Annotated in this window: 19 protein-coding genes; 17 read left to right on the plus strand and 2 right to left on the minus strand. The window is 71.1% G+C overall.

The window, feature by feature from the left end; all coding sequences use genetic code 11:
- Position 1 precedes the first annotated feature (1 nt).
- From AB0J80_RS17635 to raiA, 17 genes are all read left to right on the plus strand, one after another.
- Positions 2–1,381: a phosphomannomutase/phosphoglucomutase gene (locus AB0J80_RS17635; RefSeq protein ID WP_364705730.1), complete on the plus strand. Its 1,380-nt coding sequence runs from the start codon at positions 2–4 to the stop codon at positions 1,379–1,381.
- Positions 1,382–1,423: 42 nt separating this feature from the next.
- Positions 1,424–1,621 (plus strand): Trm112 family protein, encoded by a 198-nt coding sequence (locus tag AB0J80_RS17640; RefSeq protein ID WP_364705732.1) that lies wholly within the window; start codon positions 1,424–1,426, stop codon positions 1,619–1,621.
- A gap of 148 nt (positions 1,622–1,769) precedes the next feature.
- Positions 1,770–2,993, plus strand: a complete 1,224-nt coding sequence (locus AB0J80_RS17645; protein ID WP_364705733.1) for an SIS domain-containing protein — start codon at positions 1,770–1,772, stop codon at positions 2,991–2,993.
- A complete protein-coding gene (locus AB0J80_RS17650; protein ID WP_364705735.1) occupies positions 2,990–3,949 on the plus strand; it encodes a cation diffusion facilitator family transporter in 960 nt (319 codons plus the stop codon). Before AB0J80_RS17645 ends, AB0J80_RS17650 begins: the two co-directional genes overlap by 4 nt.
- A gap of 25 nt (positions 3,950–3,974) precedes the next feature.
- A complete protein-coding gene (manA, locus tag AB0J80_RS17655) occupies positions 3,975–5,138 on the plus strand; it encodes a mannose-6-phosphate isomerase, class I (protein ID WP_364705736.1) in 1,164 nt (387 codons plus the stop codon).
- 274 nt (positions 5,139–5,412) lie between these two features.
- Entirely contained in the window at positions 5,413–6,630 is a 1,218-nt protein-coding gene (locus AB0J80_RS17660; RefSeq protein WP_364705738.1) for a DUF4352 domain-containing protein, read from the plus strand.
- Between the two features lie 588 nt (positions 6,631–7,218).
- The gene (ahcY, locus tag AB0J80_RS17665) at positions 7,219–8,685 is read left to right on the plus strand and encodes an adenosylhomocysteinase (protein ID WP_364705740.1); all 1,467 of its coding nucleotides are present in this window, start codon (positions 7,219–7,221) and stop codon (positions 8,683–8,685) included.
- 191 nt (positions 8,686–8,876) lie between these two features.
- On the plus strand, positions 8,877–9,719 hold the full coding sequence (locus tag AB0J80_RS17670) for a helix-turn-helix transcriptional regulator (RefSeq protein ID WP_364705742.1): 843 nt from the start codon (positions 8,877–8,879) through the stop codon (positions 9,717–9,719).
- 44 nt (positions 9,720–9,763) lie between these two features.
- Complete coding sequence (locus AB0J80_RS17675; protein ID WP_364705744.1) at positions 9,764–9,964, plus strand: DUF397 domain-containing protein; 201 nt, start codon at positions 9,764–9,766, stop codon at positions 9,962–9,964.
- 139 nt (positions 9,965–10,103) lie between these two features.
- Positions 10,104–10,964 carry an iron uptake transporter permease EfeU gene (gene efeU, locus AB0J80_RS17680; RefSeq protein WP_364705746.1) on the plus strand — a complete coding sequence of 287 codons (861 nt, stop codon included), beginning with the start codon at positions 10,104–10,106 and terminating at the stop codon, positions 10,962–10,964.
- Between the two features lie 12 nt (positions 10,965–10,976).
- On the plus strand, positions 10,977–12,122 hold the full coding sequence (efeO, locus tag AB0J80_RS17685; RefSeq protein WP_364705748.1) for an iron uptake system protein EfeO: 1,146 nt from the start codon (positions 10,977–10,979) through the stop codon (positions 12,120–12,122).
- Between the two features lie 5 nt (positions 12,123–12,127).
- Positions 12,128–13,375 carry an iron uptake transporter deferrochelatase/peroxidase subunit gene (efeB, locus tag AB0J80_RS17690; RefSeq protein ID WP_364705750.1) on the plus strand — a complete coding sequence of 416 codons (1,248 nt, stop codon included), beginning with the start codon at positions 12,128–12,130 and terminating at the stop codon, positions 13,373–13,375.
- Positions 13,376–13,487: 112 nt separating this feature from the next.
- A complete protein-coding gene (gene mtrA / locus AB0J80_RS17695) occupies positions 13,488–14,177 on the plus strand; it encodes an MtrAB system response regulator MtrA (RefSeq protein WP_071802806.1) in 690 nt (229 codons plus the stop codon).
- A gap of 108 nt (positions 14,178–14,285) precedes the next feature.
- Positions 14,286–16,268, plus strand: a complete 1,983-nt coding sequence (gene mtrB / locus AB0J80_RS17700) for an MtrAB system histidine kinase MtrB (protein WP_364705752.1) — start codon at positions 14,286–14,288, stop codon at positions 16,266–16,268.
- Positions 16,265–18,115 carry an LpqB family beta-propeller domain-containing protein gene (locus AB0J80_RS17705; RefSeq protein ID WP_364705754.1) on the plus strand — a complete coding sequence of 617 codons (1,851 nt, stop codon included), beginning with the start codon at positions 16,265–16,267 and terminating at the stop codon, positions 18,113–18,115. The genes mtrB and AB0J80_RS17705 overlap by 4 nt, the downstream gene beginning before the upstream one ends.
- A gap of 219 nt (positions 18,116–18,334) precedes the next feature.
- Positions 18,335–19,162, plus strand: coding sequence for a phosphoribosyltransferase family protein (locus AB0J80_RS17710; protein WP_364705756.1), 828 nt, complete (start codon positions 18,335–18,337; stop codon positions 19,160–19,162).
- A gap of 192 nt (positions 19,163–19,354) precedes the next feature.
- Positions 19,355–19,975: a ribosome-associated translation inhibitor RaiA gene (gene raiA, locus AB0J80_RS17715; protein ID WP_364705758.1), complete on the plus strand. Its 621-nt coding sequence runs from the start codon at positions 19,355–19,357 to the stop codon at positions 19,973–19,975.
- Between the two features lie 370 nt (positions 19,976–20,345).
- Here the strand turns inward: raiA and AB0J80_RS17720 are convergent, their stop codons facing one another.
- On the minus strand, positions 20,346–21,479 hold the full coding sequence (locus AB0J80_RS17720) for a GNAT family N-acetyltransferase (protein WP_364705759.1): 1,134 nt from the start codon (positions 21,477–21,479) through the stop codon (positions 20,346–20,348).
- Positions 21,476–22,582 carry a GNAT family N-acetyltransferase gene (locus AB0J80_RS17725; protein ID WP_364705760.1) on the minus strand — a complete coding sequence of 369 codons (1,107 nt, stop codon included), beginning with the start codon at positions 22,580–22,582 and terminating at the stop codon, positions 21,476–21,478. Before AB0J80_RS17725 ends, AB0J80_RS17720 begins: the two co-directional genes overlap by 4 nt.
- Between the last annotated feature and the right edge of the window lie 255 nt (positions 22,583–22,837).

Raw genomic sequence — 22,837 nt, forward strand, 5'->3', positions numbered from 1 at the left:
GTTGACTGATCTGTCCCAGCTCGTGAAGGCGTACGACGTCCGTGGCGTCGTGCCCGACCAGCTCGACGAGACCGTGGCCTGCGCGCTGGGCACCGCGTTCGTGGAGATGCTGCGGGAGTCGGGCGACGACGCCGACAAGATCGTCATCGCCCACGACATGCGCGAGACCGGTCCGGCCCTCGCCCGCGCGTTCGCCCACGGCGCCAACTCGGCCGGTGCGGCGGTCGTGCACATCGGGCTCGCGTCGACCGACCAGCTGTACTACGCCTCCGGCTCGCTCGGCCTGCCCGGTGCCATGTTCACCGCCAGCCACAACCCCGCCCAGTACAACGGCATCAAGCTGTGCCGCGCGGGCGCCAAGCCGGTCGGCCAGGACAGCGGCCTGGTGATCGTCCGGCTGCGCGCCGAGGAGCTGCTCGGCGACCTGGACGCCGTGGCCGAGATGCCCGAGCGGATCGAGCAGGTCGACCTGCTCGAGGGTTACGGGAAGCACCTGCGCTCGCTGGTCGATCTCAGCGGCATCCGCCCGCTCAAGGTGGTCGTCGACGCCGGGAACGGCATGGGCGGATACACCGTGCCGGCCGTGCTCGGCGACCAGCTGCTGCCCGCGCTGCCGCTCGAGATCGTGCCCCTGTACTTCGAGCTGGACGGCTCGTTCCCGAACCACGAGGCCAACCCGCTCGACCCGGCCAACCTGGTCGACCTGCAGGCGGCCGTCCGTGAACACGGCGCCGACATCGGCCTGGCCTTCGACGGCGACGCCGACCGCTGCTTCGTGGTGGACGAGAACGGCGACGCGGTCTCACCGTCGGCCATCACCGCCCTGGTGGCGAAGCGGGAGCTCGCCAAGTATCCCGGCGCCACGGTGATCCACAACCTGATCACCTCCGCGGCCGTGCCCGAGATCATCAAGGAGAGCGGCGGCGAGCCGGTACGCAGCCGGGTCGGGCACTCCTTCATCAAGGCCGAGATGGCCCGCACGGACGCCGTTTTCGGTGGCGAGCACTCGGCCCACTACTACTTCCGCGAGTTCTGGTTCGCCGACACCGGCATGCTCGCCGCGATGCACGTGCTCGCCGCGCTCGGCGGCCAGGACCGGCCGTTGTCGGAGTTCGCCGCCGAGTACGAGCGCTACTCCGCCTCGGGCGAGATCAACTCGACCGTCGCGGACGCCGCCGCGAAGATCGCCGAGGTCAGGGCCGCGTTCCCGGACGCGACCTTCGACGAGCTCGACGGGATGACCGCGCACCTGGGCGACGGCGCCTGGTTCAACCTGCGTGCCTCGAACACCGAGCCGCTGCTGCGCCTGAACGTCGAGGCGCCCAAGCCGGACCGGATGGCCGCCCTCCGCGACGAGGTGCTCGCCATCGTCCGCGGCTAGGATCGCGAGGTCCCTGACAACGCACCCGTAAGGAGCCGTCCGGTGGCCCTCGATCCGCAACTGCTCGACATCCTGGCCTGCCCGGACACGCACCACGCCCCGCTGGAGCACGACCCGGCGGAGCAGACGCTGACCTGCACGGAGTGCGGCCGCGTCTTCGAGGTGCGCGACGACATCCCGGTGCTGCTGCTGGACGAGGCCCGGCCCGGCACCGGTCCGGCGGCCGGGACCACGGCCTGACGGACAGCGCCTGCCCGGTGCTCAGCGGCGTCCACGGTTAGGATCACCTGGTTCCCGTTCAACGCCCGCGTACGTGAAGGAGCCGCTCGGTGGCCCTCGATCCGCAGTCGCCGCTGCACCCGGCCGGACCCGCCGGGGAGGTGGCCTGATGGTCACCCCTGACGACGGCACGGCCGGCCTGACCGGGCGCCGCGTCGCCGACGAGTCGCTGCTCGAGGACGAGAAGGCGATGCTCGCCAAGGACCCCGGCGGCATGCTGCGGGCCACCGCCTCCGCGGGCGCGCAGGTCCGGGAGTCCGCGGCGCTGGCCGCCGAGGCCAACCTGAGCGTGCTCGCCGACGAGGGCCGGCCCCGCGCGGTGGTCGTCGCCGGCATCGGTACGGCCGGACTGACCGGCAACATCCTGGCCACCGTGGCCGGGCCCCGCTGCCCGGTGCCGGTCATCGGCCACCGCAGCGCCGGGGTGCCCGGCTGGGTGGGCGCGGCCGACGTGGTCATCGCCGTGTCCGCGTCCGGGCGCAGCCCCGAGGCGCTGGCCGCCGCCGACGCCGCCGCCCGCCGGGGCGCCCGCCTGGTGGCGATCGGCAACCCCGACTCCGAGCTTCAGGCGGTCGCCGAGCGGGCGCGGGCGCCGTTCATCCCCGTGCCGCGGCGCGCGCCCGCCCGGGCCAGCCTGTGGGGCCTCGCGGTGCCGGTGCTGCTCGCCGCCCGCAGTCTCGGCCTGGTCAAGGTCAACGAGGCCGACCTCGCCGAGACCGCCGCCCGGCTCGACGCCGACGCCGAGCGCTGCCGTCCGGGAGCCGAGTCCTTCGTCAACCCGGCGAAGTCCCTCGCGCTCGACCTGGCCGGTTCCGTACCGATCGTGTGGGGCTCCTCGCCGCTCGCCACGGTCGCGGCACGCCGGTTCGCCGACACGCTCGCCGCGAACGCCCGTTACCCGGTGATGGCCGGCGCGCTCGGCGAGGCCGGCCGCGGCCGGGTGGGCCTGCTCGACGGGCCCTTCGGGGGCCTGGCCGAGTCGACCCGCGACATCTTCGCCGACCCGGACGAGGAGCAGGAGGCCACCACGCGGCTGCGCCTGGTCGTCATGCGCGACGGCGGCCTCAACCCGCAGGACGAGGCCGACGAGCCGGTCGCCGTCGAGGAGCGCCGGGCCGACGCCGTGCAGATCCTCGCCGAGCGCCGCGGCGTGCGCTGCGACGTCGTGACCGCCGAGGGCGGCTCGGCCCTGGAACGGCTCGCGTCGCTCACCGCCGTACCCGACTTCGCATCCATCTACCTGGCCCTCGCGCACGACCTCGACCCCATGGCCGTGCCCGCCATCAACGAGATGAAGGAACTGTCGAATCCCATGCCCGAGGCACTGCAGTGAGCGCCGGCGGAGGCACCAAGGCGATCCTCGCGGCCCTCGCCGCGAACCTGGGCATCGCCGCCACCAAGCTCGTCGCCTGGCTCCTGACCGGATCGTCGTCGATGCTGGCCGAGTCCATCCACTCGGTCGCCGACTCCGGCAACCAGGCGCTCCTGCTGCTCGGCGGCAAGCGCGCGACCCGCAAGGCCACCCCGCAACACCCCTTCGGGTACGGCCGTGAGCGCTACATCTACGCGTTCATCGTGTCGATCGTGCTCTTCACCGTCGGTGGCCTGTTCGCGCTCTACGAGGCATGGCACAAGATCCAGCACCGCGAGGGCATCCACGAGTGGCAGTGGGTGCCGGTGGTCGTACTGGTGATCGCCATCGGCCTGGAGGGCTTCTCCTTCAAGACGGCCATCCAGGAGTCCAACCACACCCGCGGCGAGACCTCCTGGGTCGAGTTCGTGCGCCGGGCCAAGGCCCCCGAGCTGCCCGTCGTGCTGCTGGAGGACGCCGGCGCGCTGCTCGGCCTGGTCTTCGCCCTCTTCGGCGTGGTGCTCACCCTGATCACCGGCAACGGTGTCTGGGACGGCATCGGCACGGCGGCCATCGGACTGCTGCTCGTGGCCATCGCCGCGATCCTGGCCCTGGAGACCAAGAGCCTGCTGCTGGGCGAAGGTGCCAACCCGGAGGACGTGGCCAAGATCGAGCAGGCCATCGCCGGCACCAACGGCGTCGAGTGCATCATCCACATGAAGACGCTGCACCTGGGCCCCGAGGAGCTCCTCGTGGCGGCGAAGATCGCCGTCCCGCCCACCGACCGCGCCGAGGACGTGGCCCGGCACATCAACGACACCGAGGTCCGCATCCGCGAGGCCGTGCCGATCGCCCGGGTCATCTACCTCGAGCCGGACATCTACAGCCCGGCCAAGTCGACGCCGGCGAGCTCGGCCGACGCGGCCGTCACCACCTGACGACACACGAAACGGGGGCGGCCCGGTGGCTGCTGTACTTCCGCTCACCGGAGTGATCCGGCCGTACGCCTGGGGCTCACGCACCGCGATCGCCGAGCTGCAGGGCCGTCCCGCGCCCAGCGACAGCCCCGAGGCCGAGCTGTGGCTGGGCGCCCATCCCGGCGACCCGTCGACGGTCACCGGACCGGACGGGCCGGTCAGCCTGGCGACGCTCATCGCCGACGACCCCAAGGGGCAGCTCGGCGCCGAGATCGCGGACGAGTTCGGCGCCCGGCTGCCGTACCTCATGAAGGTCCTCGCCGCGGCCGCCCCGCTGTCCCTGCAGGCCCACCCGGACGCCGACTACGCCCGCCGGGCCTTCGCGGCGCAGGAGGCCGACCCGGCCGCGCCGAAGAACTACACGGACGCCCACCACAAGCCGGAGATGCTGGTCGCGCTCACGCCGTTCGAGGCCCTGTGCGGCTTCCGCCCGCCGGAGGAGTCGGCCGACGCCCTCGAGGCGCTCGGCATCGCGCGGCTCGCGCCGGTCACCGAGGCGCTGCGCCGGGGCGTGTCCGGCCTCGCCGACGCGGTACGCACCCTGCTGACCTGGCCGGCCGACGACCGCGCCGCGCTGGTCGACGAGGTGGTGGCGGCCGGCACGTCCCCGCTCGCGACCGACCTCGCCGGGCACTATCCGGGGGACCCGGGTGTGCTGGTGGCGCTCCTGCTCCACCACGTACGGCTGGCGCCCGGCGAGGCGATCTGGATGCCGGCGGGCAACCTGCACGCGTACCTGAACGGCACGGGCGTCGAGATCATGGCGGCCAGCGACAACGTCCTGCGAGGCGGCCTGACCCCGAAGCGCGTGGACGTGGACGAGCTGCTGCGCGTGCTGCGCTTCGAGGTCCTGGACGACCCGATCCTGCCCGCGACCGAGGTGGGACCGGGCGTGCAGACGTGGCGGGTGCCGGTGCGCGAGTTCGCGCTGTACCGGGTGACCCTCGGCCCGTCGACCCCTCCGCAGCCGCTGCCGGGGGAGGGGCCGCGCATCGTGCTCGGCACCGCCGGGGATGTCTTCGTGGCGGAAGCGGTGGACGGTACGCCGGTCGAGGTCACGCCGGGCACGGCGGCCTACGTGCCGGCGGAGACGGGGCCGGCGACGGTGGCGGGCCTCGGAGAGGTGTACGTAGCGACCGTCGCCAGGTAAGGCGCGCAGTCAGCCGCGATCGTGGATGGGGCCGCTGGCAGCGGATGAGGTCGGCGGCCCTGGCGCGGCCGGAACCCTTTCAGGGCCGGTGGGGGAGTGCCTGGCCCTGCGTCCGCTTCTGCCGTGGGATGTGCATCCGTAGCAGCGCCGGTGCAATGTCGTCATCGCAAGGTCCAGGGCCGACCTGAACGCTCAGGTCGGGCGCGCACGGGGTCGACAGGTATCGCGTCCATCGACCCGGCGGACCCCGCGAACGTGCATCAGGAAGGCTGTCATGACAAGCGGTGACTGGCGCTATCCCGACCCATCCGGCCATGAGCCCCACAGCTCCGCGGGGACGCCCTCGGCACAGCCCGGCTCATCGGCTGCTTCGGCGCCGAGCTATGGCCTGCCCGGAACAGGCGGCCCTGGGACACACGCCAATCACCATCCCGGACAGGAACCCGCTCCGAGCTGGAGTCCGGTCACGGCTGGTTACGTCAACGGCTCGCCGCCCCCGTACATGGTGATTCCGTCGAGTTCGGCTCCGGCCACGCCGCTCCGGCGACGGCCGATGATCATAGCCGGAGCCGTGGGCGCGCTTCTCCTGCTGGGCACCGGCACGGCATTCGCCTCCACCGCGTACGCGTCCGACAAGGTGTGCACGACGATCGGCAAGCTGAGCGAGAAAGCCTCCTCGACGTCCAAGAACGAGGGCGGCGCGTCGGACGGGGCCCAAGACGCGCTCGCTGAGACCCAGTCGGAGCTCCGCACGGCATCCCGCATGCTCGTGATGAAGCCGGACCTGAGAGATGCTGTCGACGGTCTGGTCGCCGATATCGACCTGCTGCGCACCGACGACCCCGGATTCGCGGAGATGATGACGGCGATCGCTTCGGTGAACACGCACGTGCGCGAGGCGCAGAAGGCTTGCGACCTGCCCGTCACCGGAGTGTTCGGCGACAAGGCGCCGGCCGCCGCCGGGACGGTACCCGTTGCTGACACCGAGGCGCCGGCTGCCGACACCGAGCCCAGTGCTCCGCCGACGGAGCCGGCAGAGCCGACGGACTCGGAAGAGCCGGAGCCTTCAGAGACCTCTTCTCCGCAGGTGACTCCCGATGCGGCGGGCACCGAGATCCTCATGACCAGTCACAACGGCGAGAACAAGTACGCGCTCTCGGTGACGAAGTTGCGCCGCAATCAGAAGCCCAGCGAGTACCAGACTGCCAAGAAGGGCATGTTCGTCAGTGTCGTCGTCGCGGTGACCGGGAAGAAGGGCGTCACCGAGCTCGACACCGACGCCTTCAAACTCGTGGCGGACGACGGGACGGTGTACGAGTCGCAGCGCGTGTACTCCGCGGACGATGAGTTCGACGCTGATGGCCTGAACCCCGGTGAGAAGACCTCCGGCAAGGTCTACTTCGACGTGCCGCGTGACCTGAGCAAGCACGTCAAGGTGGTGCTGAAGGTGAGTTCGTTCAGCGGTGAGGCAGCTGCCATCTGGCAGTTCTGAGCCGCACGGTGGCCTGACGCCGCGGGTCGTCGGCCCAGCCCAAGACGAGGAAATAGGAAATATCAGGATTTGCTTGACACCGATGACTGCTGAGTGTGAAGCTATCAACACGCAGCGTCAATGGTGATCGGGGGGTCCCACGGACGCGCGCGGTACCAAACCGGGGGGATGAACGGGGCGGCGGGTCTTTGACCCGTCGCCTCGTTCGCTGTTCGGGCCCGGTGTGCCCGGCGTCCGGCCCGGTGAACCCGCTGTTCGGTGCCGCGGGTGCCTGGTATCGAACCCGTGGGGCAGTTGTTTGGGGTGCCGCGGTGCTTGGTGTTGACCCCGTGGGGCGGTTGTTTGGGTGCCGCGGGTGCTTGTGTTGACGCCGTGGGGCAGTTGTTTGGGTGCTGCGGGCGATCGGTGTTGACCCCGTGGACCAGTTGTTCCGTGCCGGCGGTGCGGGGTGCCGACCCGTGGAGCAGTCCGGCACGGTGTTGCGGTCGGGGACTCTGTGCCCGTACCGAAAAAGGAGCCCAGCCACCCCCCACCCGGACAAATGCCGCGCGTAGAGTGGATCGCTGCCGTTCCCCGTATCTCAGGAGCATGATGACCAGCACGCGTCCCATGTCCGTGGCCGACGGTGACTACAAGGTCGCCGACCTGTCGCTCGCCGCGTTCGGCCGCAAGGAGATCGAGCTCGCCGAGCATGAGATGCCCGGCCTGATGTCGCTGCGCAAGGAGTACGGCCCGAGTCAGCCGTTGCGCGGAGCGCGGATCACCGGCTCGCTGCACATGACCATCCAGACCGCCGTCCTGATCGAGACGCTCACCGCCCTCGGCGCGCAGGTGCGGTGGGCCAGCTGCAACATCTTCTCGACGCAGGACCACGCTGCCGCCGCGATCGTCGTCGGCCGCGACGGTACGCCGGAGAGCCCCGCGGGCGTCCCCGTCTACGCCTGGAAGGGCGAGACGCTGGAGGAGTACTGGTGGTGCACCGAGCAGGTGCTGCTCTGGCCGGACGGCGAGGGCCCCAACATGATCCTCGACGACGGCGGTGACGCCACGCTGCTCGTGCACAAGGGTGCCGAGTTCGAGAAGCTGGGCGCCGTGCCGGCGGCCGACACCGCCGACTCCGAGGAGTACGCGGTCATCCTCAAGCTGCTCGCCCGGTCCCTCAAGGAGGACGACCGCCGCTGGACCCGGCTCGCGGCCGGCGTCAAGGGCGTCACCGAGGAGACCACCACCGGCGTGCACCGGCTCTACGAGATGCAGCAGAACGGCACGCTGCTGTTCCCCGCCATCAACGTCAACGACTCGGTGACCAAGAGCAAGTTCGACAACAAGTACGGCTGCCGGCACTCGCTGATCGACGGCATCAACCGGGCCACCGACGTGCTCATCGGCGGCAAGGTGGCGGTCGTCTTCGGGTACGGCGACGTCGGCAAGGGGTGCGCGGAGTCGCTGCGGGGTCAGGGTGCGCGGGTCATCGTGACCGAGGTCGACCCGATCTGCGCGCTGCAGGCGGCGATGGACGGCTACCAGGTCGCGACGATGGAGGACGTCGTCGAGACGGCGGACATCTTCGTCACCGCCACCGGCTGCTTCAACGTGATCACGAACGAGCACATGGCGCGGATGAAGCACCAGGCGATCGTCGGCAACATCGGCCACTTCGACAACGAGATCGACATGGCCGGGCTGGCTCGTCGGGGCGACGTCACGCGGGTGACCGTCAAGCCGCAGGTCGACGAGTGGAAGTTCGACGACGGCCACTCGGTGATCGTGCTCTCCGAGGGCCGCCTGCTGAACCTGGGCAACGCCACGGGCCACCCGTCGTTCGTGATGAGCAACAGCTTCTCGAACCAGACGATCGCGCAGATCGAGCTGTTCACGAGGATCGAGGACTACCCGGTCGGGGTCTACGTGCTGCCGAAGCACCTGGACGAGAAGGTCGCGCGGCTGCACCTGGCCGCGCTCGGCGTGAAGCTGACCGAGCTGACCAAGGAGCAGGCGTCCTATCTGGGCGTTGCCGTCGAGGGACCGTACAAGCCGGATCACTACCGCTACTGATCGGCCGACGCGTGGAAAAGCGAACCGGTGGTTGCCGCCGCCGGTTCGCTTTTCTGTCCGCGCGCCGCCCCCGCAGGCGATGCGCATGCACCAAGTTCGTACCTCTTCTCCCATTAGCACACGGTCCCGCCAGATGTGCAAGTGCATAAAGTGCCATGCAAGTTGCACTGAGTGACCGGTACCGTGGGCGCGTGGCGAGACCGACATCGATGGCCGCGCGCCGGGAGCTGGGTGACGAGCTTCGCCGGCTGCGCGGTGAGCGCCGGGGCGCCGACGTCGCGGGTGCGCTCGGCTGGTCCGAGTCCAAGCTCAGCCGCATCGAGACGGCGCGTACCGGGATCAGTGACACAGACCTGGAACGGCTCTCGCGCGAGCTGGGCGCGTCGCCCGCGGAGCGGGCGCGGTTGCGGGAGCTCGCCGGCCGCGGACGCGCCCGGGTCTGGTGGGCCCCGTACCGGTCGTCGGTCGCCGAGCGCTATGACGAGTACGTCGCCTTCGAGGCCGAGGCCACACTGATGTGCGAGTGGGAAGCCCAGCTCGTGCCCGGCCTCCTGCAGACCGACGAGTACGCCCACGCGGTGATCGGGGCCGGTGCCGACGTGCGCGACGAGGAGACGCTGGAGCGGCGCACGGCGTTGCGGATGGCCAGGCAGAGCGTCCTGTCCCGGGATCCGGCGCCCCGGCTGTGCGTCGTTCTCGACGAGGCCGTGCTGCGCCGCCAGGTCGGGGGCCCGCAGGTGCTCCGGCGTCAGCTGCAGCGCCTGTACGACGCCAGCCGGCGCCCCGGCGTCGAGCTGCACGTGTTGCCCTTCTCCGCCGGCTCGCACGCCGCGCTGACCGAGGCGTTCGTCATCTTCGAGTTCGATGACCGGCCGCCCGTCGTGCACAGCGAGGACCTCATCGGCGGCCAGTTGCGGACGAAGGAGGCCGACGTCGAGGTGTACCGGAAGGCTTTCGCGGACCTTCGGCAGCGCGCCCTGTCGCCGGGGGAGACGCGGGAGCTCATCGCTCGAACAGGCGAAGAACTCGATTGATTAGATCATCGTTGAAGCGCACGAGTAACCATTCGTGAAAGGGCATGATCTTGCAAAATCTGGCTCTCACCTGGCGGAAGAGCTCCCGCAGCGGGGCGGCGGGGCACTGCGTGGAGGTCGCCACGGCGGCTACCTCGATCTTCGTCCGGGATTCCAAAGACGTCTCCGGCCCGGTCCTCGAGTTCGCGATGCCGGGGTGGGCGGACTTCATCGCCGGGGTCCGCGCCGGCGAGTTCGATCGCTGATCCTCCCGTGCGGGCGGTCGCCTGGCCGCCCGCGTCGCCTGTGACCTGGCGGATAGCCGACCCAGCTTGACGAAACGGCCTCGTCGGCAGCTAAGGTATGCCGAGCCTTACTTAGGACTGCCTTAGCAAACGGAGTGCCATGCTCGCCACCTACCTCATCGGTCTGCGCGAGGGGTTGGAAGCCACGCTTGTGGTGAGCATCCTCATCGCGTTCCTGGTGAAGGCCCAGCGCAAGGACCGCCTCGTGCAGGTGTGGGCCGGCGTCGGGCTCGCCGTGGCGCTGTCCGTCTTCTTCGGATGGCTGCTCACCTACACCTCCACCACGCTGCTGCAGAAGGGCGAGCACCGCGAGCTCTTCGAGGCGGTCACGTCGGTCCTCGCCGTCTGCTTCGTCACCTGGATGATCTTCTGGATGCGCCAGGCCGCCCGCTCCATCGCGGGTGAGCTGCGCAGCAAGCTCCAGGACGCGCTCGCGGTCGGCTCCCTCGCCGTCGCCGTGATGGCCTTCCTCGCGGTCGTCCGCGAGGGCCTCGAGACCTCGCTGATCTTCTACTCCGCCGTGCAGGGCGCGTCGTCCAACACCGGACCGCTGCTCTCCCTGCTCGCCGGCATCGCCTCGGCCGTCGTCATCGGCTGGCTCATGTTCGCCACCGCCGTGCGGATCAACCTGTCGGTCTTCTTCACGTGGACGGGTGCGCTGCTCATCCTGGTGGCGGCCGGCATCCTCAAGTACGGCGTGCACGACTTCCAGGAGGGGAACGTGCTGCCCGGGCTCAACAGCCTGGCGTACGACGTCAGCGGCGTGCTCAACCCCGACGCCTGGTACACCGCGCTGCTCACCGGCATGTTCAACATCACCCCGACGGCGTCGGTGCTGGAGACCATCGCCTGGGCCGCGTACGGGATCCCCGTCCTCGCCGTCTTCCTCTGGCCCGCGCGCAAGGCGGCGCCGGTGCCCGCCCGTGAAACCCCCGCCCCGGCGCCCGCGCCTCAGCAATAGGAGAACCGTTCCATGCGTCCCACCCCCTTGCTCGCGCTGGCGGCTGCCGGCCTCCTCGGCGGCACCCTCGCGGCCTGCAGCAGCGGCGACACCGACGACAAGACGGCCGGCTCGGCGGCGGGTGGTCCCATCGCCGTCAAGGCGTCGGACACCGCCTGCGACATCGCCAAGAGCACGGTCGACGCGGGCACCAGCGTCTTCTCCATCACCAACGGCGGCAACAAGGTCACCGAGTTCTACGTGTACGCCCCCGGCGACCGGATCATGGGTGAGGTCGAGAACATCGCCCCCGGCCTCTCCCGTGAGCTGCACGTCGAACTGCCCGCCGGCACGTACGAGACCGCCTGCAAGCCCGGCATGAGCGGCAAGGGCATCCGCGCCGCCTTCACCGTCTCCGGCTCGGCCGCCCCGCTGACCGCCGACGCCAAGCTCGCCGAGGCGACCAGCAGCTACTCGCGGTACGTGAAGAGCCAGACCGCCGCGCTGCTGCCCAAGACCGAGGAGTTCGTGGCCGCGGTCAAGGCGAAGGACGTCGAGAAGGCCAAGGCGCTGTTCCCGGTCGCCCGCACGTACTGGGAGCGCATCGAGCCGGTCGCGGAGATCTTCGGCGACCTCGACCCGAAGATCGACGGGCGCGAGGAGGTCATCGAGGAGGGCATGCCGTTCACCGGCTTCCACCGCCTCGAGAAGGACCTGTGGGCGGCCAAGCCGAACCTCGCCAAGGACGGGCCGATCGCCGACCAGCTGCTGACCGACGTCAGGGAGATCGTCGCGAAGGCCAACGCCGAGAAGCTCTCCCCGCTGCAGCTCGCCAACGGCGCGAAGGAACTGCTCGACGAGGTCGCCACCGGAAAGATCACCGGCGAGGAGGACCGCTACTCGCACACCGACCTGTGGGACTTCAACGCCAACGTCGAGGGCTCCAAGGCGGCCATCGCCGCGCTGCGCCCGGTGCTGGAGGAGCGCGACCCCGCCCTCGTCAAGACGCTCGACAGCGAGTTCGCCAACGTCGACGCCGCGCTGGCCAAGCACCGCGCGGGCGACGGCTGGAAGCTGCACAACCAGCTCAGCGAGGCCGAGCTGAAGGGCCTGTCCGACGCGATCAACGCGCTGGCCGAGCCCATCTCCAAGGTCGCCGCAGTCGTCTCGAAGAAGTAGGTCAGATGAGTGAGAGCACCGTCAGCCGCCGGCGAGCCATCGCGCTCGCCGGCGTCGGCGTAGCCGGAATCGCCGGAGCGGCCGCGGTCGGCGGCGCCATGGTCCGCGGCGGGAGCGACGACGACAGCGCCGCCGCGCACGGCGCTGTGCCCTTCACCGGCGAGCACCAGGCCGGCATCGTCACGCCCGCCCAGGACCGCCTGCACTTCGTCGCGTTCGACGTCATCACCAAGGACCGCGAGCGCCTCGTCACGATGCTCAAGGACTGGACGACGGCCGCCGCCCGGATGACCGCGGGCCACGACGCCGGCGAGATCGGCGCGGTCAACGGCGTACCCGAGGCTCCGCCGGACGACACCGGCGAGGCGCTCGGCCTGCCGCCCTCCGGCCTCACCATCACGGTCGGCTTCGGCCCGACGCTGTTCCGCGACGCCGACGGCAAGGACCGCTTCGGCATCGCCGCGAAGCGCCCGCCGGCGCTCGACGACCTTCCGCACTTCCCGGGCGACGTCCTCGAGGCGTCCCTGTCCGGCGGCGACCTGTGCGTGCAGGCGTGCGCCAACGACCCCCAGGTGGCGGTCCACGCCATCCGCAACCTCGCCCGGATCGGCATGGGCGTCGTCAGCGTGAAGTGGTCCCAGCTGGGCTTCGGGCGTACGTCCTCGACGTCCCAGACCCAGGCGACGCCCCGCAACCTCTTCGGGTTCAAGGACGGTACGGCCAACCTGAAGCAGGAGGAGCCCGACCTGCTCAAGCAGCACCTCTGGGTGCAGCCGGCCGACGGCCCCGCATGGATGACCGGGGGCTCCTACCTGGTCACCCGCAAGATCCGCATGATCGTCGAGACGTGGGACCGCACCTCGCTGTCCGAGCAGGAGACGATCGTCGGCCGGCACAAGGGCACCGGCGCGCCGCTGGGCATGGCCAAGGAGTTCGACGAGCCCGACGTGCAAGCGCTGCCGACGACGTCGCACGTGCGGCTCGCCCACCCGGATGTCAACGGGGGCGCGCGGCTGCTGCGCCGCGGCTACAACTTCGTGGACGGCTCGGACGGGCTGGGGCGGCTCAACGCGGGGCTGTTCTTCATGGCGTACCAGCGGGACCCGCGCAAGCAGTTCGTGCCGATCCAGCGGAACCTGTCCCGCCACGACGACATGAACGAGTACCTGAAGCCGGTGTCCCAGGCGTTGTTCGCCTGCCCGCCGGGCGTGTCCGGTCCGGACGACTTCTGGGGGCGGGCACTGTTCTCCTGAGCGCGGTTCCCTTTATTTTCCGCTTTCGCCGGGACATGATCAGCAGCGGCGTCCGCGCTTGATCGACGGGCGGTCACACGGGCCGGAAAGGGACAGTGCAATATTGGATCGCATGAGAGCCCGCGTACTCGTCGTCGACGACGACCCCGCGCTGGCGGAGATGCTCGGCATCGTCCTGCGCAGCGAAGGCTTCCTGCCCTCCTTCGTGGCCGACGGTGAGCGGGCCCTCGCCGCGTTCCGGGAGAACAGGCCCGACATCGTCCTGCTCGACCTCATGCTCCCCGGCATGAGCGGCATCGACGTGGCGCGGGCCATCCGCACCGAGTCCGGGATCCCGATCGTCATGCTCACCGCCAAGAGCGACACGGTCGACGTGGTCCTCGGCCTCGAGTCCGGGGCCGACGACTACGTGGTCAAGCCGTTCAAGCCCAAGGAGCTGGTGGCGCGGATGCGCGCCCGCCTGCGCCGCGGCGAGGACGCCGCGCCGGAGCTGCTCACCATCGGGCCGCCCGGCAACCAGATCACGATCGACGTGCCGGCGCACACCGTCACCCGTGACGGTGAAGAAGTGAAGCTGACCCCGCTGGAGTTCGACCTCCTGGTGGCGCTGGCGCGCAAGCCGCGTCAGGTGTTCACCCGGGAGGTGCTGCTGGAGCAGGTCTGGGGCTACCGGCACGCCGCCGACACCCGGCTGGTCAACGTCCACGTGCAACGGCTGCGCGCCAAGATCGAGCCGGATCCGGAGCGGCCGGAGATCATCCTGACCGTGCGCGGGGTGGGGTACAAGGCGGGCACCGGCTGAGCAATCCCTTCTGACGCGATCGTCAGAAGTTCGTAAGGCCGGCGGAGCGGGTTCGAGACCCCGGACGGGCTAACCTTGCCCCCGATGCGTGCACCTGCCTGGCTTCCGATGCCGATCCGACGCACCCTCCGGGTGGTGCGGCGGTATTGGCGCGCTGCCGTGCGCCGCGGCCTGCAGGTCTCGGCGCCGGCACGCCGGGCCTGGCGGCGCTCGCTGCACCTGCGCGTCGTCACCCTGACCCTCGTCGCGTCCAGCCTGCTCGTGGGCGGTTTCGGCTGGTTCATCGCCGGCCGCAGCACCACCATCCTGCTCGACCGGGCGGAGGACGAGGTCCGCTCGCAGATGCAGAGCAAGGTCGACTACGCGCGGCGGCAGCTCACCGTGCACCGGCAGGTTCGCGACCCGAAGCTGCCGACCACCATGAACGACACCGTCACCAGGCTCGCCGACGGTGACCCCGCGGAGAGCGGCGGCGCGATCGTGTCCCTGCGCGCCGACAACTTCCCCGACCTCAAGCCGGTCACCTCCACCAAGGTCGACACCACCTCGCTGATCACCCGGGAGCTCGTCCACGACGTCGCCGCCGACGGCCTGATCGCCCAGCAGATCCGCACCGCCGAGGTGGGCGGCGTCCAGACCAAGTACCTCGTGTACGGGTCACCCGTGCCGACCAGCTTCGGCCACGTGGAGCTCTACTACCTGGTGCCGCTGACCACCGAGGACCGGGCCGCCAACCAGATCCGCACCACCGTGCTCGTCACGGGCATCGCGCTGGTCATGCTCCTCGGCATCGTCGCCGGCCTGGTGACCCGCATGGTGGTCACGCCCGTCCGGGTCGCGGCCCGCACGGCCCAGCGGCTCTCCGCGGGCCTGCTCGACCAGCGCATGAAGGTCGACGGCGAGGACGACCTGGCGCTGCTCGCCGCCTCCTTCAACCAGATGGCCGCCAACCTGCAGCGCCAGATCGTGCGCCTGGAGGAGATGTCCCGGCTGCAGCGGCGGTTCACCTCGGACGTGTCCCACGAGCTGCGGACGCCGCTGACCACCGTACGCATGGCCGCCGACCTCATCTTCGCCGAGCGCGACGAGTTCGAGCCGGCCGTCGCCCGCAGCGCCGAGCTGCTGCAGGCGGAGCTGGACCGCTTCGAGAGCCTGCTCACCGACCTCCTCGAGATCAGCCGCTTCGACGCCGGCTTCGCGGCCCTCGACGCCGAGCACACCGACCTGGTGCCCATCGTCGAGCGGGTCGCCGAACGCCTCGGCGGCCTGGCCGAACGGGTGGGCGTCAGCATCGAGCTGCGCCTCCCGGACACGCCGGTCATCGCGGAGGTCGACCCCCGCCGCGTCGAGCGCGTGCTGCGCAACCTCGTCGGCAACGCAGTCGAACACGGCGAGGGCAAGCCGGTGGAGGTCACCCTGGCCACGGACGAGGCGGCGGTCGCCATCACGGTCCGCGACCACGGCGTCGGGCTCAAACCCGGCGAGGAACGCCTCGTCTTCAACCGCTTCTGGCGGGCGGATCCGTCGCGTGCGCGCCAGACCGGGGGCACCGGCCTCGGCCTCTCCATCTCGGTCGAGGACGCCCGCCTGCACGGCGGCTGGCTGGAGGCCTGGGGCGAGCCGGGCGGAGGTGCCCAGTTCCGCCTCACCCTCCCCGTACGCTCCGGCGACCGCCTGGTGGCCGCCCCCTTGCCCCTGATTCCCCGCGACCGCGCCGTCGACGAGGTCCCGGCCGCCGCGCCCCCCAACGCCGTTCCGTCGGGCGCCGCTTCTGCTCCCACAGCGCCCGCTTCCGTGCCGACCGGCTCCGCGTCCAGCGAGTCCGGGCTGTCCAGCGAAGGTCCGGGCGGATCACCCGTGACCCGCCCCGCGGCACCGGCTGACTCTGCGGCGTCGGCTGACTCGGCGGCGGCTGGCTCGGCGGCTTCGGCCGGCTCTGCGGCGGCGGCCTCGGATGCCGGCGAGCGGCCGGCACGTTCTTCTCGTCCGCGGCGCCGATCTGCGGCCCGGGGCGACCGCGCGATGCCCGACGGCCCCTCGCCCGAGCAGGGCGAGCGGGATGCCGGTGAGCCTGCGGAGGTGGGGCGATGAAGCTGCGTCGGGCGATGCGAGGGCGTCGCGCGGGGGTTCTGCTCGCCGCGACACTCAGCGGAGCCGTCCTGCTCGCCGGGTGCGGTATTCCGGACAACACCGAGGTCACCAGGATCGGCCGTGGCCCGTCGCCCGGGTTCGCCACCGGGGACGAGAACGTCCCGGGGCGGCACGAGCGGAACGCGACCAACGACACCGCCGAGTTCGTGCGCTACTACCTCGAGGCCGCCGGCGGCGATCCGGAGGGTGCCCTCGAGCGGGTGAAGAAGTTCCTCTCCCCGTCCGCCGCCGCCGCGTTCAAGCCGCCCAACGACATCAAAGTGGTACACCTCGCCGACACTCCGCTGGTCAACCCGGGCAGCGACAAGGTCACGCTCAAAGTGCAGACCCTCGGGGTGCTCGGCCGCGATGACGGCGTTCTCAAGCCCCCGACGGACACCGGCATCCTCACGTACGAGCTGAACGTGGGCACCATCACCGGTCAGCAAGGGCTGTACATCACCAAGACGCCGCCGGTCCTGCTGCTCAGCGACGAGGCGCTGACGACGTTCTTCGAGCGCCGGACCATCTACTTCTGGAACACCGACCACACCGCGCTGGTGCCCGACGTGCGCTACCTGCCCGCCGACATGCCGTCCGAGCAGGAGCCGCAGCAGATCATCAAATGGCTCCTCCTGGGCCCCTCGCAGTGGCTGCAGGGCGCGGTGGAGCCGCTGCCCGAAGGCACCGCGCTGCTCGGGAACGTGCCGGCCGTCGCCGACGACAAGCTGCAGATCAACCTCAGCGCCCAGGCGGTGCAGCCGCCCGACGACCCGAAGGCCCTCGACTGGCTCCGGCGCCAGCTCATGTGGTCGCTGAAGCCCAACCTGTCGCGTGTCCTGGAGCTGAGGATCGGCAACCAGGAACAGACCGACTACGACAGCAACGACTACCTCACCAGCAACCCGTCCTCCCGGCTGGCCGCCTCGCCCGAGCGCTTCGTGATCTACAACGGCCAGATCCGGCGAGTCTCGCAGACGCCGGGCGCCGCCGACCCGATCCCGGTGATCCATCCCGACGCCAACCGCGGCGTGAAGGCGGCGGCCCTGGCGCAGAGCCCGAGCGACCGCCGCTACGCCGCCCTGGTCACCACGGAAGGCAACCACCAGGTGCTCCGGGTCGGCGGCGCGCTCATGGGGCAACAGACCGACCTGCTCCGGGTCCCGCTGCCCGCCGGCACCACCGGCCAGCCCGTCTGGACCATCACCTCCGACGACCCGCAGACCGGCGCCATCGGCCTGATCATCGTCGGAGGAAAGCTCTACAGCTTCTCGGCGGACGGCTCACCGCTGCGCGCGGTCACCTGGCCAGGCCAGGCAGGCTGGATCTCGGCCGTGGCCGTCGCCCCGGACGGGCGGCGCATCGCCATCGCCGTCGGCGGCAAGCTCTACCTGACGGCGCTGACAGCCGACGGCGACGGCCCTCACCTGTCCACCCCACCGTGGCGGGTCCAGGTCCCGGCGCTGCGTTCCATCTCAGCCGTCGACTGGGGCACGGAGACCTCCGTGGTCGTCGCCGGCACCCGCGCGGACCGCGACCGCGTCGCCATCATCGACACCGCGCTCGACGGCACGGACTCCACCGAACCCCTGCCGGACATCGGCACCGAGACGGTCACCTACCTGACGGCCTACCCGGTCAGCCCGGTCACCGGCAAACCCTCCCCGGACGTCGTCCAGTACACGGCCAACGGAGCCGCATTCGACGTCCTCTCCGGCCCGGTACGCATCGGCGTCGGCGACCTGGCCGGCCCGGTCCCCAACCCGCCCGCCGGTGTGGTCCCCACCTCCCCGTTCTTCCTCCGCTGACCCGGTGACCAGAGTCCCGGCCACAAGACAGCCACCCCGGGGCGTGGCGTACCCGGTCGGTCCGGACGTCGGCGCGGCTTCGGCCGGGGCCGTACCTGGGTGGGCTTCGGGTCGGCGCCTGTCACGGCTCGGGTCAGTCTCTGTCCGCTGCTCGGGTTCATCTCGGCACCGGCCGGCTGCGACTGTTTGCGCCTTGCTCGCGAGCCGGGTGGCTGGCCGGTGAGCCGTCATCTGCTGACCGACCTCGCCGATCTCGTCCTGCCGAGCACCTGTGCCGCCTGTGCCGGGGAGCACCTCCCGCTGCGCCATGGCACCTGCGGGGCCTGTGTGGAGGCGCTGGAGGCGCTGCGGCCGTACCCGACCGTGCCGAGCCCTCCGCCGCCCGGGATGCCGGCCTGTGTGGCTCTGGGCGGCTATCTGGGGCCGCTGCGTGGGGTGCTGCTGGCGTACAAGGAGAAGGGGCGGCATGGGCTCGCGCGGCCGCTCGGGGCGCTGCTCGCCTCGGCCGTCGCCGAGATGGCGGTGCGGGCCGGCGGTGGACCGGACCGACCCTTGCACGTCGTTCCCGTGCCGTCGACCGCGAGCGCTGCCCGGGAACGGCACGGCGACCACATGGCGCGGCTCGCCGCACATGCCGTACGGCGGTTGCGGGCGGCCGGCTGGCAGGCTGAGCTCAGGCGGCCGCTGCGGGCGCTCGCTCGTGCTGACTCCGCGTCACTGAACGTAGCCGAACGGGCGACGGCTGCTGAGAGTTCGCTGCGAATCAAGGGTGCTCGGATCCGCATTCCGCGACGGTGGCCGAGGATCGGGGGCACCCTGATAGTGGTGGACGACATCGTCACGACGGGGGCCACGCTGGCCGCCGTGACGGCACGGCTCCGGGAGGCGGATATGCAGGTCGCGGGGGCTGCAGTACTGGCGGCGACGCGGCTGCGGAAGGCTCGCGGGGCGGAAGGGTACGCCCGGGCGGGTGCCGTCCCGCCAGAGGCGAAAGTCCTCGCTCCCATTCCCCGAACGAGGGGTGACGGGCAGCCGTCGGCAGGTTAGCGTCTTGGTGACGAGGGTAAGCGACTCGCCTTACCTTCCACCGGAGCGAAGTCGATCGGTTCTGACCCGCCGCACCGGAAAGGAGCGTCCTCGTAAGCCGATTCGGTCACGTACGCGGGATTGCTCCGTGATCCCCGTCGTCACCGAAACCAGCACACCGCGTCAAAGTGCCAACGTTGGGGGAGGTCACGAGTGGACATTGTCGTCAAGGGCCGCAACGTAGAGGTTCCTGATCACTATCGGGAACATGTCGCCGACAAGCTGGCAAAAGTCGAACGCTACGACCAGAAGCTGATCAGAGTCGACGTGGAGCTCTTCCACGAGCGGAACCCGCGGCAGTCCGACAACTGCCAGCGCGTGGAGATCACGGTCGTGACCCGTGGGCCCGTGATCCGGGCCGAAGCCACAGCGAAGGATTTCTACGGCGCCCTCGACTGCGCCATCAACAAGCTTGACGGGCGCCTGCGCCGTGCCGCCGACCGCCGGCGCGTGCACCGTGGACGCCACGCGCCGGTCTCCGTGGCCGCCGCGACCGCCGGGCTGCCGACCGACCTGCCGAGCCTTACGCCGCAGGCCGAAGACTCCTCCGCCACGACCGACCTGGCCGAGCACGACGACAACCAGCCGTGGCGCATCGTGCGCGAGAAGGAGCACCCCGCGGACCCGATGACCGTCGACGACGCCCTCTTCCAGATGGAGCTCGTCGGCCACGACTTCTATCTCTTCCACGACAAGGAGAGCGGCCGGCCCAGCGTCGTCTACCGGCGGCGCGGCTACGACTACGGCATTCTCAGCCTGGAAACGACCGCGTAGACGGCCTCTCCTCCTCCGGGACGGCGGGGATCCCGTCCCGGGGAGGACCCAGGAGCCAGGTGTCCGGACCCGGCGGCCGGCATTCGCCACCGCGGACACCAGCCCGGTCGGCCGGGCCGCAGAAGGCCGGCCGCGAGCGCCGGGCCGGCGAGCCCGATGGCGGTCCACGTCCAAGAGACGTTGCGGGCGGCGGGCCAGCGCTGCGAAGCCGCGGCCGTGTGGACGAGCGGCGGCGCTACGGGCGGCGCGCTCGCGCTGTGAACCACGGCCTGACGCTAGGCGACGGCCTGCCGTCTCAAAGGCAACATGCGGCCCGAGGACTGCGGGTTCGCATCACGCAAAGACGACGCGGACCGGCCGCGCGCGGACCTCACCCGTCGAGCCGAGGGCCCTCCGTCAGAAGATCCTCCGCGAGCAGCGCGAACTGCACATCATCGTTACGGCGGCCCTCCACCCCGGGAAGCCGCGACCGCAGATACGCCTCCCGCTTGAAGCCCGCCTTCTCCAGAACCCGCTGCGATCCCACATTCTCCGGCAGCGCCCCCGCGATCAGGCGCGCGATCCCGGTCTCCGCGAACGCCCACAACGACACGAGCTGCGCCGCGCGGGTGGGATAGCCCCGTCCCCGCCAGCCCGGCAGCATGCTGTAACCGATCATGGCCTGGCCCGTGCGGGGCTCCTGGTAGTAGAGCCCGATCTCGCCGGTGGGCGTACCGGTGGCGGTGTCGGCGATGACCAGGTCGGCGCGGTCGCCGGCCAGCCAGTGGGACTGCGCCCAGGCGCAGCGCCGGCGCATCTCGTCCGGGGTCGGGGGGATCGGCGGCACGCTGGTCGCGACCACGTCTTCCTGCGCGTGCAGTTCCGCGTAGAACTCGACGTCCGACTCGGCGAGGGGGCGGAGGGTCACCACGCCGTCCGTCAGTTCGCCGCCGGGCAGGTCGGGGAGGAGCCGGTCGACCGGGCCCGGCGGGTCGGCGGCCAGCCGGGCGTACGCGAGCACGTCGTCGCGTTCGCCGTCGTGGCCCGGCAGTGCGGCCCGGCGTACCCCTTCGGGGCGGAACCCGGCGGCGAGCGCGACCCGCTGGCTCGGCGTGTTCTCCCGGTGGGTGAGCAGTTCGAGGCGCGCGAAGCCGGTGTGGAACGCGTGCTCGGAGAGTGCGCGCACGGCCGCGGTGGCCACCCCTCGGCCACGTGCCCACGGTCCCGTCCAGTAGCCGAGCTCCGCCTGACCGCGGCCCGGCTGCACCCGGTCCATGCCGATGCCGCCCAGGATGCGGTCGCTGACGGCATCGGCCACCGCGTAGTAGCCACCGCCGGCGGCGAACAGTGTGGGCGTGAGGTCGTTCGCGTACTCCTCCGCGTGGGCGCGCGTGAACGGCACCGGCAGCATCGCCATGAAGCGGCGCATGTCCGGGTCGTTGTAGCCGGTCACGAGGTCGTCCAGGTCCGCGGGGCGCAGGCTGCGCAGCCGGACGCCGTCGCCCGGGATCGTGGGCATCATCATGCCGTCTCACCTTCCAGCAGCGATGCCGTCCAGCAGTCGCGCCGCTCGCCGTTGACCACCAGTGCCCGCCGGAGCAGGCCTTCCATCGTGAAGCCCGCCTTCTCCGCCACCCGCCGCGAGGCCTCGTTGCCGGTCTCCGCGCGCCACTGGATGCGGGTCAGGCCCAGCGCGCCGAACGCCCATCCGCAGAGGGCCCGCACGGCCGTCACCGCGTACCCCTGGCGGCGCGACCCCGGCGCGACGAAGAAACCCACCTCGCCCGCTGCCGGGTCCGTCGGGGTCAGCCTCAGATCGACACTTCCCATGTACGCGTCATCGCGGTCCACAACCGCAAATACGGCTTCTTCGCCTCCGGACCACAGTCGCGGCACGCTGACACCCACATGGTGCTGCGCGTCCGCCTCGGTGTAGGGCAGCCGCACCCCGAACCAGCGCGCCACCTCCGCGTCGTTGCGGCACGCCACGACGGCCGGGACGTCCTTGTCCATGGGTTTGCGGAGAGTGATCGGCCCGGCCGGGATCGTCGGGTGCTCACCGCCGAAGACGTGCGCTGCCCGGCGTACGGAATCAGCGACCTCGGTGCCCGGAAGCGTGAGATCCTCGCTGGTCAGAGCGGCCAGCCAGCGGTCCGGGGCGGGCCGCGTGCCGATCATGCGGAAACCCAGCCGGAGTGCCGTCAGGCGCGAGGCATGATTACCCACCGTGGCCCTCCAGTCGATCCTGGTCAGGCCCTCCTCGTCGAACGCCCATCGGAGTAACGCCCGGCCGGCGCGCTCGGTCACTCGACGTCCGCGGGCCCACGGCGCCGACCAGTAGCCGAGCTCCGCCGTGCGCGCCGTCGCGTCGACCCCGTTGAGCGCGATGCTGGCGGCGAGGCCACGATCGTCGAAGACGCCCAGGTGCAGAGCCTTGCCGGCCTCCAGCCAGGCGGGTGCGTTCTCGCTGACGAAGACGCGGGCGTGTTCTTCCAGGTACGGCGAGGGCAGGCTCGTCGCCCAGCGGTGCAGGACCGGGTCCTGGCACGCCCGGAACACCTCGTCGGCGTCGTCGGGCCGCCACGGGCGGACGTGCAACTCGTCGACGTGGAGATCGGGGGCGCGCACGCGGCCATCCTGCCCTCGGTCGTGCGCGGGCCGCCACCGGGTTGCGAGCGGCCCGGCGGGGCGGGCCTTGTCCCGGACCCGGGGCGCGGGCGGCCCTTGTCCCGGATCTTCGGGGCGCGGGCGCGGCGCGGTCGGGGATGAACCGGCCTCGTCCCGTTCGCGCTCGGTCGGTAGGGCGGCTCGTCCGGACTGCCGTGGGGTGGGACGTGCGCTTGCCCGTACCGTTGTCTCGGGGTCGGATCTTGACGCGCCCGG

The sequence above is a fragment of the Actinoplanes sp. NPDC049548 genome (assembly GCF_040676695.1).
Taxonomy (GTDB): domain Bacteria; phylum Actinomycetota; class Actinomycetes; order Mycobacteriales; family Micromonosporaceae; genus Actinoplanes.

Coding starts and splice junctions, on each gene's coding strand:
- mtrB (WP_364705752.1), top strand. CDS start 14,286: ATGCCGATCCGACGCACCCTCCGGGTGGTGCGGCGGTATTGGCGCGCT.
- AB0J80_RS17720 (WP_364705759.1), bottom strand. CDS start 21,479: ATGATGATGCCCACGATCCCGGGCGACGGCGTCCGGCTGCGCAGCCTG.
- mtrA (WP_071802806.1), top strand. CDS start 13,488: ATGAGAGCCCGCGTACTCGTCGTCGACGACGACCCCGCGCTGGCGGAG.
- efeU (WP_364705746.1), top strand. CDS start 10,104: ATGCTCGCCACCTACCTCATCGGTCTGCGCGAGGGGTTGGAAGCCACG.
- ahcY (WP_364705740.1), top strand. CDS start 7,219: ATGATGACCAGCACGCGTCCCATGTCCGTGGCCGACGGTGACTACAAG.
- AB0J80_RS17660 (WP_364705738.1), top strand. CDS start 5,413: ATGACAAGCGGTGACTGGCGCTATCCCGACCCATCCGGCCATGAGCCC.
- AB0J80_RS17675 (WP_364705744.1), top strand. CDS start 9,764: ATGATCTTGCAAAATCTGGCTCTCACCTGGCGGAAGAGCTCCCGCAGC.
- efeO (WP_364705748.1), top strand. CDS start 10,977: ATGCGTCCCACCCCCTTGCTCGCGCTGGCGGCTGCCGGCCTCCTCGGC.
- AB0J80_RS17645 (WP_364705733.1), top strand. CDS start 1,770: ATGGTCACCCCTGACGACGGCACGGCCGGCCTGACCGGGCGCCGCGTC.
- AB0J80_RS17705 (WP_364705754.1), top strand. CDS start 16,265: ATGAAGCTGCGTCGGGCGATGCGAGGGCGTCGCGCGGGGGTTCTGCTC.
- efeB (WP_364705750.1), top strand. CDS start 12,128: ATGAGTGAGAGCACCGTCAGCCGCCGGCGAGCCATCGCGCTCGCCGGC.